Below are 17906 nucleotides of genomic sequence, written 5' to 3'. Positions count from 1 at the left end.
TAACTGCGCGGTACTGAGCAAGGCTGGGCTGACAGACAAGGCGGCCGCTGGGCTTGATAAACTCTTGCCGAATCAGATTGTCATACAGGAGAGAGGGGGGGTGTAACGAAAAAGCCTGCATGGAATGGAAGGTGAAGCAACGGCTGGGCATATTGCATGCCCAGCCGGCGAACATCAGGCCGGAGTATTGATAGTGCTTTCCGGATACCAGACATCCATCAGCGGGCTGACAGTAATGTCGACCAGCTCATCACGACCCTTCAACCAAGCTTCGACCTGGGCACGCTGCTCTTCGCTGACCGAGCCACGCTTGGCCAGGCATACCAGACCATAGTCATCGCCGCCGACATAACCAAGACCGTTGGCGGTCATGGCGTCACGCAGAAACTGATCGAGGAATGCATCAATGGCCTCTTCGGCCAGATCGTCTTTGAAGTTCAGGTTCAGCTCAAAACCCAGCTCCTGGAATTCATCCACGCAGAGTTTTTTGCGCAGACGGCGGGAACGGTTAGTAGCCATGGAACAATCCTCAAAAGTGATAACGCGCGGCACTTTAGCAGCTTGCCGTGTGAATTGCCCGCCTCTCTGCCAGCCAGGCGACAGGCGCTACACTGAGCAAAGCATTTACGCCGGTCATAGAGCAGCGCAAGCATCTCGGCCCTCGGGCATAATGTGCGGCGACTCACAAAACCTTGAAGACACCTTCCGTACATGTCACTCGTGACCACCATCCCTCAACTGGAGGGTATCTACCCATGATCAACACCTTGCGTACGCTGGTTATCGCCGGCTTGCTCCTGCCGTTCGCCCTGCCCTTGCAGGCCACCGCCAACAGCGGTCTGTCACATAAGGTTCAGCAATCGCTGAAAGCCAGCAAGATCAGCACCCAATCGCTGTCGGTGGTCACCCTGCCGCTTACCGGCCCCGGCAACAGCACCTTCTTCAACGCCGACGTGTCGATCAATCCGGCTTCGACCATGAAACTGGTGACCACCTTTGCCGCGCTGGAACTGCTCGGCCCGACACACCAGTGGAAAACCGAGTTCTACACCGACGGCCCGCTGAAAGACGGCGTACTGCACGGTAACCTGTTCCTAAAAGGCGGTGGCGACCCCAAGCTGAACATGGAGCGACTCTGGCTGCTGCTACGAGACCTGCGCGCCAACGGCGTGCACCAGATAAGCGGCGATCTGGTACTTGACCGCAGCCACTTCAACCAGCCCGCGCTGCCGACTTTCAACGATGACGGCGGCGACACCAACAAACCTTATCTGGTCACCCCCGACGCCTTGCTGGTCAACCTCAAGGCAGTGCGCTTCGTCGCGCGTAACGACGGCGGCAAGGTGCACATCGCGGTCGAACCACCGATTGCCGAGATCCGCATCGACAATCGGGTCAAGGCCCTGCCATCAGCCAAGTGTCCAGGCTGGCCGGATGTGCGCTACAACCCGGTGAAACAGTTCGACGGTACTACCGTGATCGTCACCGGCAAGCTGGCAGAAGGCTGCAGCGCCCAGACCTACCTGTCCCTGCTCGACCACCCTGATTATACCGCCGGCACCGTGCGGGCCATCTGGCAGGAACTGGGCGGCAAGATCCTCGGCAAGGATCGCCTCGCCGATGTACCGCAAGATGCGCGCCTGCTTGCTCGCGCCTTCTCCCCGGACCTGGTGGAGATCATCCGCGACATCAACAAATACAGTAACAACACCATGGCCCGTCAGTTGTTTCTGAGCCTCGGCGCGCAGTTTCGCAATGAGGCCGACGGCGACGACGCCAAGGCTGCCCAGCGGGTGATCCGCAGCTGGTTGGCGCGCAAGGGCCTTACTGCCCCGCACCTGGTCATCGAGAACGGCTCCGGGCTGTCGCGTGACGAACGCGTCAGCGCGCGTGAAATGGCCCAGCTACTCCAGGCTGCCTGGAAAAGCCCCTATGCCGCCGAATTCATCAGCTCCCTTCCGCTGGTGGCCATGGACGGCACCATGCGCAAACGCTTGCACCGCACTGCCCTGGCCGGTGAGGCGCATATCAAGACCGGTACCCTGAACAATGTACGCGCCATCGCCGGCTACAGCCGCGACAGCAATGGCAACAGTTGGGCGGTGGTGGCGATTCTCAATGATTCGCGGCCCTGGGGCGCATCATCGATTCTCGACCAGGTACTGCTCGACCTCTATCGCCAACCCAAACCCTGAACACGGAGGTAGGCGGCTACCCGGCATTCAGCCGCGCAAGCCGCCTTCGCGCTCCCAGGCGCAACGCACCCGAAGCTCGCCCTCCTGAGGACTGTGACCAGCGTTGTCCGACTCCCAGCGGAAGGTATGGGTGCCGTTCAGTTCGGTTTCCAGATGCACCACGGCGCTGGCCCAGTACAAGCGTTTGAGCAGCGTTTCGAACTGCTCGACCCACAGACTCCACTCGTACTCGACCGCGCGGTAACTGGCACCGAAGTGAATCACCTGGGTCTGATACAGACCTTCTCCGGGCTGCTGGCAAAAGGCAAACATCTCGCGACCCAGAAATGGCCAGGCCTCGCCAGCCGGCAACTCACCCAGCACCTGGTGGTTGATCTCACGGCGCCGGCGACTCTGCGCCGGGCTATCGGACGGCCAGTCGCGAATGCAACCATAAACAATGGATTCGGACTCCACACGGGTACTCCAGAAAATCAAGGCTGCCTTCTATCACAGCACCGAATGCCGAGAAAGGAACTGCTGGGAAACTTTGTCACTTTGCCGGCCGACTCACACTCGCCTGATCAGGAATGGCGGGGGCCGTGGCGCATGACCCAGGCCAGCGCTGTCATCAGCAGCGCCAGGCTGGTCAGCACCATGAACGGCAATTGATAGTGACCCGCCAGGTCGCGCGCCAGACCGGTCAGGACCGGCGTCAGGCACGCCATGCTGTAGCCCATGCAGAGCATCATCGCGGTCCAGCGACTGACCGCCAGCGGCGAGCCCGCCTCGTACAACGGCAGCACCAGGGACAAGGCAAATGAGCCGCCAAGACCGAAGCCGATGCTCACCGCCCAGAATTCTGGTGCGAAGGTCGGCACAAAGGTGATCATCGCCAGGCTGAGGGATGACACCAAGCCACAGCCGACCAACAAGGCATAGCGATTGCCGAAACGCTGGGCCAACCAGGGCAACAGGAACGCGCTGGGCATGCCCATCAGCATCGAAATACTGAATAGCGCATTGCTGTGCAACAGGGTCAAGCCTGCCTCGTGGTAACGCGCCACCGCCCAGGTTGCCAGGGCATAGAACAGACCGGCCTGAATCGCGAAAAAGCAGCTGATCAGCCAGGCACGTGGTTGATTCCAGGGCAAACCGCTACCGGCTTCTGCAGCCTCTGAGGACTCCACGCGATTGGGCAGCCACAGCCACAACAGCAACCCCACTACCGCGGGCAAGGCCCAGACCGCCAGCCCCCGGGGCCAACTGTCGCCGAACAGTTGCGTGGCTGGCGCCGTCAGCACGGCGCCAGCCGCGCCGCCTACAGCCATGCTCAAGGAATACCAGCCGACTACGGTGCCCATCTGACCAACGAAGTGGCGCTTGATAAAGCCTGACAGCAACGGTCCGGCAATCGCAATCGCAGCGCCGAGCAGCACCGCACTGGCTATCAGCACCGTACTGGACTGGCCAGCCAGGCGCATCAGCAAGGCGGCCGAAATCACCCCCATGCACAAGGCGATGGTGCGCTCCAGTCCCAGGCGCAGAGCCAGGCGCGGCGCAACAGGTGCCAGCAGTCCCATGCACAGTACCGGCAATGCCGTGGTCAGACTGATCAGGCTCCGGTTCAACGCCAACTCGTCGGCAATCCGTTCGATCAGCGGCGCCAGCGAGGTGATCCCAGGGCGCAGATTGATCGCTGCCACCACCAGCGCCAACAGCAACAGCGCTCTAGAGGGCGCGTTCAATTGGCCGCGATCCGGGTCGATCGCAAAGACAATGGAGACCAGGTTTCATGCGTGCTTTTCACTAGAATCAAACATCCTTTCAGCTAGCCTACAGAGCTGGCAACCCTAGCGCCGAGACAGTTTGAGAACAAGCCCAGGAACAAAAAAGCTGACCGATCGATCAGCCAAACCAGCTTCGCGGAATTGTTACGACCCAGGGTGGCCGGGCTCAGTAAGTTGCCCTGATCGCCAGAATGCTCATCAATCCAGCAAAGCGCTGCCGCGCGAGCGATCAGGTATCGACCGAACGATCAGCGTGGCCAAGATCCCGGGTCGGATCGATCAAATCGCGCAAGCGCTGCTTGAGCACCTTGGCTTCGGGAAAACCACCGTCGGCTTTGCGTTCCCATATCTGCACACCATCACAGGTGATGCGAAACACCCCGCCGGTGCCAGGTTGCAGGCTGACCCTGTCAAGATCATCGGCAAAGGTCGACAGCAGCTCCTGGGCCAGCCAGGCCGCGCGCAACAGCCACTGGCACTGAGTGCAATAGATGATGGTCACTTCGACTTTGCCGCTGGACATAAAACACTCTGCCTTCGTAAACAATCATGATAACCCCGCCCGACACTCTAGCCTGCAACGAAAAAGGCCCGTTTACCTTGCGCGGGTAAGCGAGCCTTTTAGATGAAGCTGAAGTCTGCTGATGGCTTGAACCGTGCCTTCAGGCAATTTTCGCCAGCAACTCGCGAGCTTCCTGTTTTTCCTCGTCATCCCCATCGTTGATGACTTCATTGAGGATGTTACACGCGCTTTCCAGACTGCCTTGATCGATGTATGCCAGTGCCAGGTTGAGCTTGGTCAGATTATCGTGGTTCCCGGCCAACTGATCGAGGTCGTGCAACAGGTTGCTGTCACCGGCCGGGGGTTGGTTAAGGAAACCTTCGCTCAGATCTTCCTGCAACCAGTCATCTGCCGATGCTTCTTCGACCAGCATGGTCTGGGCAAATGGACTGCGTGCATCGCGATGACCAGCCGACTCAAAGGCCTCCGGCACGTCGTCACGTTCGGAAAACTCCGGCACCGAGGCTGCACCCTGCTTTCGCATGCTGGTTGGAAACGGACTCACCAGGTCCCAATCCGCGTCCAGCGACAGGTCATCCAGATTGAGCTGAAAATCATCGTCCAGTAGCCCTTCCTCTTGCACCGGCGCTTGCAACGGCGGCTCGTCCAGCACCAGCGTGGCATCGTCCAGCATCTCGCCAGTCACCAAGGCATCGCGCAACCCGGGATGACGCGCCTTGAGCTGATCGATACGCGCCGCAGTGAAACCGGCAGCGCGCAATTTCGCTTCTTCTTCGGCGAAGGCCTGGGCATTACCTTGCTGGGCCAACACCTCCAGCAGACGGAAGCGAATATCACTGCGCTCCGGCTGCACATCCAGCGCCTTGCCGAGGATCACCGCGGCCTCACCGAAGCGGCCATAGGCGATGTAGATATTCGCGCCTTCCAATGCATCCGGGGGAGTAGCTGCAGCAACCGCTGCCTGGCTGACCCGTGCAGCTGGAGGCACGCTTTTCAGCAGCGGCGCATCAGGCTCAGGCACCGTCACCACAGGCTCGGGTATTGGCTGAACCTGTTGAGTCAAGGGTGACGATGGCTGCCGGTTACGCCAGAACAGCCCTAGCAGGCCAGCGAGCAGCAAGACCAGCGCAGCCGCAGCGACGCTGAACCAGTTGCGACTCGGCGTCTCGGCTGACTCGCCTAGCTCAACCCGCGAAGGTTCCGCCGCGACAGGTGCCGTAGACGTTGGTGCCAGAGCAGGACGCGCCACTAACTGGGTTTGCAATTCAGCCAGCTGCCGGTCCTTGTCGCCCACCTGTTCCTGCAGCTGCTGCAACTGCGCCTGCAGATCAGTGATGCTCTGGTGCAGCCTGAGGTTCTCCTCTGCCTGGCTGAGCAACTCCTGATCCAGGCGACGTTGCATTTGTGCCACCTGCTCAACCTGCGGGTCGACTGGCGGGTCGACTGGCGCAAAGGCTTCTGCACTGGCAATCGGCGCACTACCCGCCTGGGCTGAATCCGGTAGCAGCAAGTCGGCCCCAGCCTGCAGGCGGTTAATGTCACCACGACCGAATGCCTGCGGATTGAGCGCATGGATATCGCGCATCAGCGCCTGCTGCGAGGTCTGGCTACCGGCAGCGCGCAAGCCGGCGGCGATCTTCCACAGGCTGTCGCCACTGACAACCTGATAACGCGCACCCGCTTCGGCTGCCGGCATAACGCGAGGTGCAGTGGCAACAGCGGTCGCTGCCGAAACCACCGGCCGCTCGGACGCTGCCCGTACCTTTGGCACGGCGGCGACAGTACGGTAGGCCGATGAACCGGGCGGATCGAGCAACAGGGTATATTCGCGCAGCAGCGCGCCATTGGGCCGCGCCACTTCGACTATGAAGTTCAAATAGGGCTCACGCACCGGCTGACTCGACACCACACGAATCACGCTTTTGCTGCCGCGCAGCAAAGGGGTGAAGCGCAGATCATTGAGAAAGAACAGACGATCGACACCAGAGCGACTGAATACATCGGCAGAAGCAAGCCGCACCAGCAGATCACCGCTGGAAAGATCGGCAACTTGCAACAATTCGATTTCAGCCTCTAGCGGCTGATTAAGTGCTGAATGCAGGGTGATTTCGCCCAGCCCCAAGGCTGGCACTACACCGGAATAGAATGCCGAGCTTGAAGCAAGGCCGAACAGCAATTGCCGGACTCGAGACATATGAACTCTCCCGCTGACTCCGCTCCCGAGTCGTCACACCACTCCACGCCTAGGCGTGCGTATCCGTCAGTGGTGAAAACAGTGGGTGCAGCAAATTCGTACGTCGGGGAGACACTCCATGTCGAACCCGGCTAATAGGTGAGTATGGCCATGATTTTCCAGCGTGCACGCCTGAACAGGTGTCCTGTTAGTGCTCGCCGAGTAATAAGGCAGGTGGCCATCATACGCAAATGCACTGGAGAGTAGTCAATAAAATGACCCAGACAGCCACCCAGCCTGCTGGCAGCGTACCGGCTGTCAGCGCCTCGTCGAGCGCACGCGCCAAGCTGCCAGCACAGTCAGAGCAAAGACCGCCGCCATCAGCCAGAAACTCTGCTGGAATGCTACGGCTTCGGCAACCAGGTCGCCCCCTTCGCTGCGATGGCGCCACTCGAGAAAAAACGTCAAGAGGTTGACGCCAAACGCACCACCCAGTTGTCGGACGAAGGTAATCGCACCGGCACCCAGCGCCAGTTCATGTGCGCTGAGGATGTCCAGCGAACCCGTGCTCAGCGCTGGCAACAGCAATCCGAGCCCGACCCGCCCGACACAGGCCCAGAAGCACAGCACGGCAAACGAGGCGCCTTGCTCAAGCCAACCGAAACCTGCAGCAGACAAGGCGAAAATCAGCAACCCGCTGACCAGCAGCAAGGCTGCCGACTGCCGATCGCTCAGCCAGCCACCGACAAATGAAGCGGCGCCCATCAGCACTCCCGTGGGCAATAGCAGCAAACCGGCGCGTCCGGCGCTATAGCCTTCGACTGTTTGCAGGTACAGCGGAATCAGGTAGGTCGAGCCATACAGGCCCATACCCAAGGTCAGGGCCACCCAACTGGCATTACGAAAGCCCGGGTTACGCCACAATCGCAACGGCAATAGCGGCTTGGCGCTACGCCAACTCCGGGTGAAAAAAGCAATGAACGCCAATGTACCTAGCAGGCCAGGCAGCCAGACTCGCGGCGCAAGCCAGGCAAAGCGCTGAGCCTCGGCCAGGGCTTCGAGCAAGGCAAACAAGCCCACACACAACAAAATGAACGCCCATATATCCAGAAAAGGCGTGGTTTTATCCCGCTGACTGGGCAACAACCACTGCCCGCCCAGCATCGCCAAGGCGCACATGGGTAGTGGCAACCAGAACACGGCACCCCAGCCAAAATGATCGACCAGATAGCCGCCAATGGTCGGCCCCACCGTAGGCGCGACCATCACCCCCAGGCCGTAAAGTCCCAAGGCCATGCCTCGACCGCCGCCAACGAATACGCGAAAGATCAACACCATTGCCAATGGCTGGACGATCCCGGCACACAGCCCCTGGACGATGCGCAGGGCAATCAGCTGCCAGGCTTCGTGGGCAACCAGTGCCAGCAATGAACTGAGCACGAACAGCAGCAGACCGAACTGCGCAGTGCGCCTGGCGCCAAAACGCGAGTGCGCCCAAGCGGCCAATAACAGACCGGCCGTCATGGCTGCGAGAAAACCGGTGGACAGCCACTGCGCCTGCGGCCGGCCAATCGAAAAATCCAGCATGATCGCGGGCAGGGCCACATTGATACTGGTCGAGGCCAGGACCATGGCCATGCTGCCGATCATCAATATGCCCAGCAACCAGCGCGGGTAGCGTGGACCGAAACGCGCCTGCAAGTCCGCCAGGTCTTGCCCCATCAGCGTTTTTCCAGGTTACCCAGAATCCGTGCGTGCACTTGCTGGCATCGGCGCAGCTCTTCTTCGTCTATACCGGCGAAGAGCTCTTTGCGTAGCTGGGTGGAGATAGCCTCGATCTTTTCGATCAACGGCTGCGCCGGCGGGCTCAGAGCGATTTTCTTGGCGCGGCGATCTTCCGGTACTGCCTGCCGGGTAACCAGCCCCTGGGCTTCCAGGCTATCGAGCAGCCGGGCCAGGGTTGGCCCTTCGACCCCCACGCTTTGCGCCAGCTCACGCTGGGTCGGCAGCTCTTCAAAGCGCGACAGGTGCAAGAGCACCAGCCAGCGCGCCTGTGACAGTCCAAGCCCGACCAGGCGCCGATCGAGTTCGGCGCGCCAGGAGCGGGATAACTGGGCTAATTGCATGGCGAAACGATGTGGATCCAATTGCGTATGCGGCATGGTTAAACGGCTCTTTCAAATATAAAAAACTAATTATTAGTGAGCTAACCATAACCACACCCCCAAGAGCAAGACTTCAGGGATCTCTCGGGTGTTTCACCCTTTCGCACCCTGAGATTCAAGCGAGTCCCGCAGACCAGCTATCGGCACTCGCCCCAGGCGCACTCAGGTGCCGAACTCGGCCTGCAATGCGGCACGCACGCAGTACAAGACACCATCCTCGGCCCGCCCGACGAACAACCTGCTGACTTCAGCCACTGGCGGCAGCTCGCCTTCACCATCGAGAAAGGCATCCTGGATCTCGCCGAGCAGTTCTTCCGGCAGATCCAGCGCTTGCTCCAGGGATAGCTGTTGGCGGCCGATGGCCTCGGCCAGCAGGCTGTAGACGTTCTTTTCGCTGCACTTGAGTTGACTGGATATCTGCAGCGGGGTCATGCCGGCACGGGCCAGGCTGACCAGTTCATGACGCAGGTCGAGCACCACTCGTGGCGCTTCGGCATTACCGCCCAGCACTTCAAGGAAAGCCTCGCCATAGCGTTCCAGCTTGCGCGCACCGACCCCGCTGACCTGAGCCATTTCGGCTAGGCTGCCAGGCTTGCTGCGCAGCATTTCCAGCAGGGTGGCATCGGGGAAGATCACATACGGCGGCACCGCATGTTCCTCGGCCAACTTGCGGCGTAACGCGCGCAGGGCTTCCCATTGTTCGCGCTCGTCGCCACGCACCAGTTGGCTGGCAGCACTGCTGGAGGTCTTTGCCGTGAGCTGCGGTTTCAGGTCGCGGCGCAATTGCAGCGCCACCTCACCGCGCAACAAGGGCCGGCAGCTATCGGAGAGACGCAGGCCGCCGTAGCCTTCAAGGTCGACATCGGCCAAGCCGCGCGCCACCAACTGGCGGAACAAGGAGCGCCACTCACCCTCGCTGAACGCCTTGCCGACGCCGAACACTGTCAGGTGCTGATGGCCAGGAGCGCGCACCTTCTCGTTGTCGCGCCCGAGCAGCAGGTCGACCAGATGACCGACGCCGTAGCGCTGACCGCTGCGGTAGATCGCCGAGAGTGCCTGGCGCGCCGGCTCGGTGGCATCCCAGGTCTGCACGCCATCAATGCAATTGTCACAATGGCCGCAGGGGTTGGGCATGTCCTCATCGAAATAAGCCAGCAGCGTCTGCCGCCGGCAGCGCGTTTCCTCACAGAGCGCGAGCATGGCATCGAGCTTGTGCTGTTCGACACGCTTGTGCCGTTCGTCGCCTTCGGAGTTGTTGAGCATCTGCTTGAGAAAGATCACGTCCTGCAGCCCATAGGCCATCCAGGCGTCCGCCGGCAGGCCATCGCGGCCGGCGCGACCGGTTTCCTGGTAATAGGCTTCCAGCGACTTGGGCAGGTCCAGGTGGGCAACGAAGCGTACGTTGGGCTTGTCGATGCCCATGCCGAAGGCGATGGTTGCCACCATGATCAGGCCTTCCTCGTTGAGAAAGCGCTTCTGGTGGTAGGCGCGCAGCTCGTTGGCCAAGCCGGCGTGGTAAGGCAACGCCGGAAAACCCTGCTCGGAGAGGAAAGCCGCCATATCGTCGACCTTCTTGCGCGACATGCAATAGACGATGCCGGCATCGCCCTTGCGCTCGGCGAGAAAAGCCAGCAACTGCTTGCGCGGCTGCTCCTTGGGCACGATGCGGTAGAAGATATTGGGCCGGTCAAAGCTTGAGAGAAAGCGCTCGGCATCCTGTAAATGCAGGCGCTGCACGATTTCTTCACGGGTGCGCATATCCGCCGTGGCGGTCAGGGCAATGCGCGGCACCCGGGGGAACAGCTCGGCGAGTTGGCCCAGCTGCAGGTATTCCGGGCGGAAGTCATGGCCCCACTGCGACACGCAATGCGCTTCGTCGATGGCAAACAGGGCGATGTCCAGACGCTGCAGGAACGCCAGCATGCGCGGTTGTACCAGCCGTTCCGGGGCCAGGTAGAGCATTTTTATCTCGCCGCGGTTGATCCGCTCGGCGATCTCGCGTTGCTGCTCGGCATTCAGGGTTGAATTCAGGGCCACTGCCGCCACCCCCAACTCGTCGAGGGTGGCGACCTGGTCGTCCATCAAGGCGATCAGCGGCGACACTACCACCGCCAAACCCTCGCGCAGCAGGGCCGGCACCTGAAAACACAGCGATTTGCCCCCCCCCGTCGGCATCAGCACCAGGGCGTCGCCGCCGCCCGCCACGCGCTCGATGATCGCACCCTGGCGGCCACGGAAGCTGTCATAACCGAAAACGTCTTTGAGGATGCGCAGTGCGTGGTCGAGCATGAAAGGTCTCCGAAACGAGCCGCGCATTATACGCACCTGCTTACCGGACTGAGTTTTGATCTGTTTTTTCGCTGCGCATTCTTCTAGAACTATGGCCGCTGCAGCAGGTCTGGACTAGAATCCATCCTCGTTTACTTCTTCAAGGTAGCCCCACGATGTCCTTCGCCGAGCAACTGTCCCGCCTGCAAGCCTTCCTCGACGCCGATGAGCTGCACGAAGAGGCTCTGGACTACGTGGCCGCCCACGGCTACCTCACCGCCTTGTCGATCTGTCCAGACCCGGTACCGGAGCGTGAGTGGATCGATGCTCTGTTCTCCGAGCCACCGCATTACCGCAGCGACGAGGAGCGCGACGATATCGAAGCCACCCTGGTGCAACTGCAGACGCATATCGCCCGCCAACTGGCCAGCGACGATGATCCGGAAGTGCCTTGCGAACTCGATCTCGGCGACGACCCGGACGACTCGGATCTGCGCGGCTGGTGCATCGGCTTCATGGAAGGAGTGTTCCTGCGTGAAGCCGCCTGGTTCGACGATGCCGAAGACGAAGTCAGCGAACTGCTATTGCCGATCATGGTCGCCTCCGGCTTGTTCGAAGAGCAGGCAGAGTTCGCCGAGATCGCCAGCGACCGCGACCTAGTAGACAGCATGGTCGAGCAAATTCCCGAACTGCTGACTGCACTGTTTCTGCTGTGCCATGCCCCGGAAGAAAAGCCAGCCCTGCTCAAACCCCGTCACCATTGAGTCTGCGCCACTGTCATGGCGCGTGACGTAAAGGAAAACCGTAGTCCGCTGATTCGCTACGCACTGCTCACCCTGGGTTGGCTGTGCGTAGCACTCGGGGTGATCGGAATCTTCCTGCCCGTCTTGCCAACCACGCCGTTCCTGTTACTGGCCGCCGCCTGCTTTGTACGCAGTTCAAAGCGCTTCTATCTGTGGCTGGTAATGCATCCCAGGCTTGGCCCTTGGATCCGCGATTACCTCGAAGGCCAGGGCATCCCGCTCAAGGCCAAGGTCTACAGCATCAGCCTGATGTGGCTCAGCATCGCCCTCTCCTGCTACCTGGTCCCCCTGTTCTGGGCACGCGCCTTCATGCTGACCAGCGCACTGTTGGTCAGCCTCTATATCCTCAGGCAGAAAACCTTGCCCAACCCGCGTTGACCGCGCGCGCTATCCAGCTATTGAGCAGGCGCACTGCGATCCGTAGGGCTTCGCTCGCCGCAGGCAGTGCGCCACTGGTTCACCGACGCGAACCAAATCCTGGCGGGCTGTCGCTGCGCGACGAGCGGAACGCCATTCTGCAAGGTGCAGCGCTGCACCTTGCCGCGGGCACCTGGATGGCCTCGCTGCGGAGCTCGATATTTTCACAAGCCCTGACTAGGCCATGCACGGCAAAACCGCGGGATGCCGCCTAAACTCCAGCCATCATTGGCGGAGAAGCAACAGATGTGGCCATGGCAGCGCATTCCAGGATGGCAACAGCGCGGGCATTGGCTGGCGCTTGCGCAGGTTCTGTTGCTTGGCGCCTTGATCGGGCTGAGCCAGGCCGTGGCCGCTTGGGCCTACTGGAACTTCAGTCGGCTCATCGATACCGCCGAAAAACGCTACGGCAACCTGGGCAACGCCAGAGTCCGGATCTTGGCCTGGGAAACCTTGTTCAAGGACAGCGCCCACCTCGCGGAACAGGTCAAGCTGGACAACGTCAATCGTTTCTTCAACCGGCAGATTCGCTTCGCCGACGACATCCGCGTCTGGCAGCAGGTCGACTACTGGGCCACGCCCATCGAATCCCTGATCAAGGGTGCCGGCGACTGCGAGGACTACGCCATTGCCAAGTACTTCAGCCTGCGCCGCCTTGGCATCTCCAGTGAGAAGCTGCGTATTACCTACGTCAAGGCCCTCAGGCTGAACCAGGCGCATATGGTGCTGACCTACTACTCCAGCCCGGCCGCCGAGCCTCTGGTGCTGGACAACCTGATCAATCAAATCCGTCCCGCCTCACAGCGCCAGGATCTGCTGCCGGTGTATGCCTTCAATGCCGAAGGCCTGTATTTGCCAGGCTCGCGCAGCAAGAAGAGCGACAGCAAGAAACTCTCGCGCTGGCAGGATTTATTGAAAAAAATGCACACAGAGGGCTTCGCCATTGGCGAAGGTTAGGAGAACGTCATGTCCCTGCTCAAGCAACTGTTTCTTGCCATCTGCCTGTTCCTGGTGGTGGCCTTCACCGGCAGTTTCATTGCTGGGGTTGAAAACTCCCGCGAGCAATTGATCAGCCAACTGGGCTCTCACGCCCAGGACGCAGCCACAGCGCTCGGCCTATCGTTGACGCCGCATGTGGACGATCCGGCGATGATCGAGTTGATGGTCAGCTCGATTTTTGACAGCGGCTACTTCACCAGCATCCGCGTGCTAAGCATCCCTGACGAGCGGGTCATGGTGGAGCGACAGAGCGATACCGACACCAACCAGGTACCCCGCTGGTTCGTCCGCCTGGTCGACCTGCAGCCCCAGGCTGGCGATGCCCTGATCATGCGCGGCTGGGAGCAGGCGGCCCGGGTCGAAGTGCTTAGCCACCCGCAGTTCGCCATCGCCAAGCTGTGGGACAGTGCCATTGGCAGCTTGCTCTGGCTGCTGCTCTGCGGCCTGGTCAGCGCGATTCTCGGCGGCTGGTTGCTGCGTAGCCAGTTGCGCCCGCTGGATAGCATGGTGCAGCAGGCCCAGGCCATCACCCGCCGCGAATTCCTGACCCTGCCCAAGGTACCGCGCACTCCCGAACTGAAGCGTGTGGTACTGGCCATGAACCAGATGGTGGACAAGCTCAAGGCGCTGTTCGCCGAAGAAGCCGCCCGCAGCGAGAAGCTGCGCGAAGAAGCCTATCAGGACAGCCTTACCGGCCTGGCCAATCGACGCCTTTTCGACATCCGCCTGGCCAACCTGCTAACAGTCACGGAGCAGAGCGCCGAAGGCTATCTGATCGTACTGCGGGTCAATGACCTCGCCGGCCTCAACCAGCGCTGGGGCGGCCAGCGCACCGATGCACTGATAGTCGCCATCGCCGAACTGCTCAAGAGCCTGCTCAACCCGCCCACCCGCGCTCATTGGCTGGCCGCGCGCAGTCGCGGCGGTGAGTTCACCGTACTCGCACCCGGCCACGGCCGTCTGGAGGCCGAGCAACTGGCGCGCGAACTCCACGAAGACTTGGAAAACCTGCGGCAAACCGACGCCAGCGACTGCGCACCGGTGGCGCACATCGGCATGACCGTCTTCAGACCAGGCGAAGCCATCGGCCAGGTACTGGCCCGGGCCGACCAGGCATTGGCCCAGGCTCAGAGCGACCCGAGCCTGCCATGGGGGCGCCTGATCGAATTCGCCAGCCAGCCCGGCCAAGGCCTGCATGAATGGCGCCAGCTGATCGATGACGCCTTGCTCAATGGCAAAGTGCAGCTGTATTTCCAGCCGGTGGTGAAATGCACCGATCGCAGCCATGTGCTGCATCAGAAGGTCCTGGCACGCTTGCTCGACCCACGGGGCGAAACCATAGTCGCCGGACGCTTCCTGCCCTGGATCGAGCGCCTGGGCTGGTCCGCACGCTTTGACCTGGCCATGCTCGAACACAGCCTGGCGCACCTCGCCCGGCACCCGCAGCCCCTGGCTTTGAGCCTGTCCAGCAAGACCCTCCACGAACCGGAAAGCCTGGCACGCCTGCTCGCCATACTCAGACAGCATTCCCAGCAGGCAGCGCTGCTGACCCTCGAAGTGGACGAACATCATCTACCCAGACCTGCCGAGTTCGAAAGCCTGAGCCAGCGCATCCGCGACACCGGCTTCCAGCTCGGCCTGCAACATTTCGGCGGACGCTTCAGTCTGATCGGCAACCTGACCCACCTGGGCCTGGCCTACCTGAAAATCGACGGCAGCTACATCCGCGCCATCGACCGGGAGAGCGACAAACGCCTGTTCATCGAGGCAATCTTCCGTGCCACCAACAGCATCGATTTGCCGCTGATCGCGGAGATGGTGGAAACCGAAGGAGAACTTGCAGTGCTGTGCGAACTGGGCATCCACGGCGCCATGGGTAGGCTAATCGGCGCGCCTGCGCCGCGCTGACCTGCCGACGCCCGCAGCCCCGTAGCCCGGATAGCCCCCAGCGCAATCCGGGATCCCCCCCGGCTTGCGGCGGCTTCGCTTTTTCCAACCTCGTGGGGCGGATGCAACCCGCCAAGTCTTCACATATGCCTGCACCCATGTCGGGTTTCACCCGCCCTACAGACTGTCCGAAGCCTTAGACGGTATCGACCTTCAGCGTGCCATCGCCGAGCATACTCAGCATCAGGTCAGCCTCGTTGCCCACGTTGTAGCTGGCGTACAGATCGACACCATCGAGCACTATGGTCTGCTCAGCCGCGGCAGCAGGGTCCGCAACCGCGGTGCTGCTGACCTTGAGCACGGTGTCGCCAGCGGACAGGGAGATATCGATATAGCTGAGCAGATTGCCGAGATCATTGGAAGCGCCATGCTCGCCCACCAGCAGTTCAGACAGATCCAACTGGTCGCCCCCCGAGTTGAAGCCCGCCACGAAGTCGGTGACGGTATCGGTGCCGCTCTCCCCGGCCTGCCACCTGAAGATATCGGCACCCGTACCACCGCTCATGAGATCGTCACCCAAGCCGCCGATCAGTAGATCATCATCATTCTCGCCGATCAGGATGTCGCCACCTGCGCCACCAATCAGTGTGTCCATCTCACCATTGCCAACCAACACCACACCGCTATCGGCATCGGTTCCGTCGATAGACGCAGACACCACGGCATTGGGATCAAGCATGGTAATTGTCAGTTCGTCGTCAAGGAGCGTCGTATCACCGTCTCGATCCGTTGCGGCGAGATCAAAGTTAATCGCCAGATCTTCGACCGTGATGGTTTGGTCATACGTTATGTTATTGATATTAAAGTTCGGCGAGCCACTCACGTAGTCAAGCTGAAGTTCGTTAAACCCAGTCCCAACATAAATGAAATAGGTATTGCTAAGAGCATCAAAACTCCATGTTCCTGCCTGATCAGCATCAACAATAACTGTGATTCGTTCGCTTCCTTTTGGTACCGAGAGATTCTGCACTCCTAGCTCAGCATCGTTGAAATCAAATGCCACACCATCGAAAGCAAGCATAAGTACAGCCGCCGAGGCAGGCCCAGTCCATTGCTGTAGATTGAAACTGACTAAGCTTTGCTTATGTTGGAAGTCCATCAGCATCCATTCGCCTGCCCCAATTGTCGGGTTGTCTATGCCAATACCATTATTCGACGCGTTGACCGGTTCACTGGAATCCTCATCGCCAGCATAAATGGTTAGCGAGCCATCAACTGTCGATATCTCACCAACAGGACCGAAAGCACCAAAGTCCTCCCCCGTGACCGTCGTAGTCGAAATCACCGTATTCGAAACCATATCGAACGTATAGGTACCATCCGGATTAACCGTCAGAGTGAAGAACTGACTGCCTTCTGGATTATCCAGGCTGCTGAAGGCCTGAAACTCTACACTGCCGTCACCGCCATCAGACACCGCATTAGTTGTCGTTGTGTAGTAGAAGCTGAACAGCACCGTGTTCAGACCATCCGTCGTTGTCACATCTACCTTGGTCACTCCCATTTCAGCAGTGTCCGTTTGCACAAAGCTGACTGGATCGCCGCTATATGTGCCCCCCGCACTCAACGCCACTGACAAGAAATCCAAACCATCTGCGCCAAAGGTGGCGTTGTAGAATCCGTCGAAGGCGACAGTCGTAGCGCTCGACAGTACTGCATCCATGACCGAGATGAACTGCGGCACATCGTCGACGATCTCGATGACCAGGCTGGCCGGCGCCGAGCTGGTCGTGCCGTCGGACACGCTGAGGCTGAAGCTGTCGCTTTCGATCCCCACCCCGTCAGTGGTCGGGCTGGTCAGTTCATAGCTGTAAGTCGCCACCCCGGTGGCCGCGTTGTAGCCGGTCACCGTCAAGGTACCGTTCGTACCGGCAAAGGTGCTGCCGGCCAGGCTGCCGATGGCTACGGTCACGCCATTGATGGTCACGCTCTGGATATCGTCCAGACCGTCGGCGTCGCTCAGGGTGAAGGTACCGCTGGCGAACTCGCCATTGCCGGCGGCATTGGAGCCGGTCGCCAAGCCGGCTTCGAACACCTGGTCGTTGGCCCCGCCGTTACCCGGGTCGATGTTCAACTGCGGCCCGTCGTTGGTGCCGGTGATGGTGATGGTCAGGGTCGCAGTGTCGAGATCGCCATCTGCGTCCTGCATCGTGTAGCTGAAGGTCTCGGTCAGGGTCTCGCCGCTGTCCAGGGCCTGCACCGCCGGGTTGGCGTTGTCCAGCAGGTAGCTGTAGCCGCCGCTGCCGGTGTTGCTGAAGCTGCCATAGCTGGCCGAGGTGCCAGCCCAGCCGACGAAGCTGGTCGGCGTATCCGCCCCCGGCTGGCCATTGGCGTGCAGGTCATTGACCAATACGTTGCCGCTGATCGCGGCCTCCGCGCCTTCGGCCACGCTGTTGCTGTCGTCCACCGCGTTGGGCAGATCGTCGACGATCTCGATGACCAGGCTGGCCGGCGCCGAGCTGGTCGTGCCGTCGGACACGCTGAGGCTGAAGCTGTCGCTTTCGATCCCCACCCCGTCAGTGGCCGGGCTGGTCAGTTCATAGCTGTAAGTCGCCACCCCGGTGGCCGCGTTGTAGCCGGTGATGGTCAGGGTGCCGTTGGTGCCGGCGAAGCTGCTGTCGGCCAGGCTACCGATGGCCACGGTCAC

General features: G+C 60.7%; 14 protein-coding genes. 5 read left to right on the top strand and 9 right to left on the bottom strand.

Going from position 1 to position 17906, the window contains the following annotated elements; genetic code table 11:
* Positions 1 to 174 precede the first annotated feature (174 nt).
* Entirely contained in the window at positions 175 to 519 is a 345-nt protein-coding gene (locus tag LJY18_RS20040; protein ID WP_238043812.1) for a YggL family protein, read from the bottom strand.
* A 236-nt stretch (positions 520 to 755) separates the two neighbouring features.
* Here LJY18_RS20040 and dacB point away from each other — a divergent pair, with 236 nt between their 5' ends.
* A complete protein-coding gene (gene dacB, locus LJY18_RS20035; protein ID WP_238043810.1) occupies positions 756 to 2195 on the top strand; it encodes a D-alanyl-D-alanine carboxypeptidase/D-alanyl-D-alanine endopeptidase in 1440 nt (479 codons plus the stop codon).
* A 27-nt stretch (positions 2196 to 2222) separates the two neighbouring features.
* Here the strand turns inward: dacB and LJY18_RS20030 are convergent, their stop codons facing one another.
* The 7 genes from LJY18_RS20030 to recQ all read right to left on the bottom strand — a co-directional run bounded on the left by LJY18_RS20030 (position 2223) and on the right by recQ (position 11114).
* Positions 2223 to 2651 (bottom strand): hypothetical protein, encoded by a 429-nt coding sequence (locus LJY18_RS20030; protein WP_238043808.1) that lies wholly within the window; start codon positions 2649 to 2651, stop codon positions 2223 to 2225.
* Between the two features lie 107 nt (positions 2652 to 2758).
* Positions 2759 to 3922: an MFS transporter gene (locus LJY18_RS20025; protein ID WP_238043806.1), complete on the bottom strand. Its 1164-nt coding sequence runs from the start codon at positions 3920 to 3922 to the stop codon at positions 2759 to 2761.
* A 271-nt stretch (positions 3923 to 4193) separates the two neighbouring features.
* Positions 4194 to 4487 carry a SelT/SelW/SelH family protein gene (locus LJY18_RS20020; RefSeq protein ID WP_238043804.1) on the bottom strand — a complete coding sequence of 98 codons (294 nt, stop codon included), beginning with the start codon at positions 4485 to 4487 and terminating at the stop codon, positions 4194 to 4196.
* A gap of 139 nt (positions 4488 to 4626) precedes the next feature.
* Positions 4627 to 6681: a FimV/HubP family polar landmark protein gene (locus LJY18_RS20015; RefSeq protein ID WP_238043802.1), complete on the bottom strand. Its 2055-nt coding sequence runs from the start codon at positions 6679 to 6681 to the stop codon at positions 4627 to 4629.
* A gap of 297 nt (positions 6682 to 6978) precedes the next feature.
* Entirely contained in the window at positions 6979 to 8382 is a 1404-nt protein-coding gene (locus tag LJY18_RS20010; protein WP_238043800.1) for a DHA2 family efflux MFS transporter permease subunit, read from the bottom strand.
* The gene (locus LJY18_RS20005) at positions 8382 to 8822 is read right to left on the bottom strand and encodes a MarR family transcriptional regulator (protein ID WP_238043798.1); all 441 of its coding nucleotides are present in this window, start codon (positions 8820 to 8822) and stop codon (positions 8382 to 8384) included. The genes LJY18_RS20010 and LJY18_RS20005 overlap by 1 nt, the downstream gene beginning before the upstream one ends.
* Before the next feature lie 165 nt (positions 8823 to 8987).
* Positions 8988 to 11114, bottom strand: coding sequence for a DNA helicase RecQ (gene recQ, locus LJY18_RS20000; protein WP_238043797.1), 2127 nt, complete (start codon positions 11112 to 11114; stop codon positions 8988 to 8990).
* Between the two features lie 155 nt (positions 11115 to 11269).
* On the opposite strand from recQ, the gene LJY18_RS19995 reads away from it, so the two are divergent.
* The 4 genes from LJY18_RS19995 to lapD all read left to right on the top strand — a co-directional run bounded on the left by LJY18_RS19995 (position 11270) and on the right by lapD (position 15220).
* A complete protein-coding gene (locus tag LJY18_RS19995) occupies positions 11270 to 11857 on the top strand; it encodes a UPF0149 family protein (protein WP_238043796.1) in 588 nt (195 codons plus the stop codon).
* Between the two features lie 15 nt (positions 11858 to 11872).
* Positions 11873 to 12274, top strand: a complete 402-nt coding sequence (locus tag LJY18_RS19990; protein ID WP_238043795.1) for a YbaN family protein — start codon at positions 11873 to 11875, stop codon at positions 12272 to 12274.
* Positions 12275 to 12559: 285 nt separating this feature from the next.
* Positions 12560 to 13270 (top strand): cysteine protease LapG, encoded by a 711-nt coding sequence (lapG, locus tag LJY18_RS19985; protein WP_238043794.1) that lies wholly within the window; start codon positions 12560 to 12562, stop codon positions 13268 to 13270.
* A gap of 9 nt (positions 13271 to 13279) precedes the next feature.
* Complete coding sequence (gene lapD, locus LJY18_RS19980) at positions 13280 to 15220, top strand: cyclic di-GMP receptor LapD (RefSeq protein ID WP_238043793.1); 1941 nt, start codon at positions 13280 to 13282, stop codon at positions 15218 to 15220.
* A gap of 175 nt (positions 15221 to 15395) precedes the next feature.
* Here the strand turns inward: lapD and LJY18_RS19975 are convergent.
* Positions 15396 to 17906 (bottom strand): VCBS domain-containing protein (locus tag LJY18_RS19975; RefSeq protein WP_238043792.1); only part of this gene is annotated, 2511 nt, incomplete at its 5' end.

This window comes from Pseudomonas sp. MMS21 TM103 (assembly GCF_022132145.1).
GTDB lineage: Bacteria > Pseudomonadota > Gammaproteobacteria > Pseudomonadales > Pseudomonadaceae > Aquipseudomonas.
This window is presented reverse-complemented; position numbering and strand designations above follow the sequence as displayed.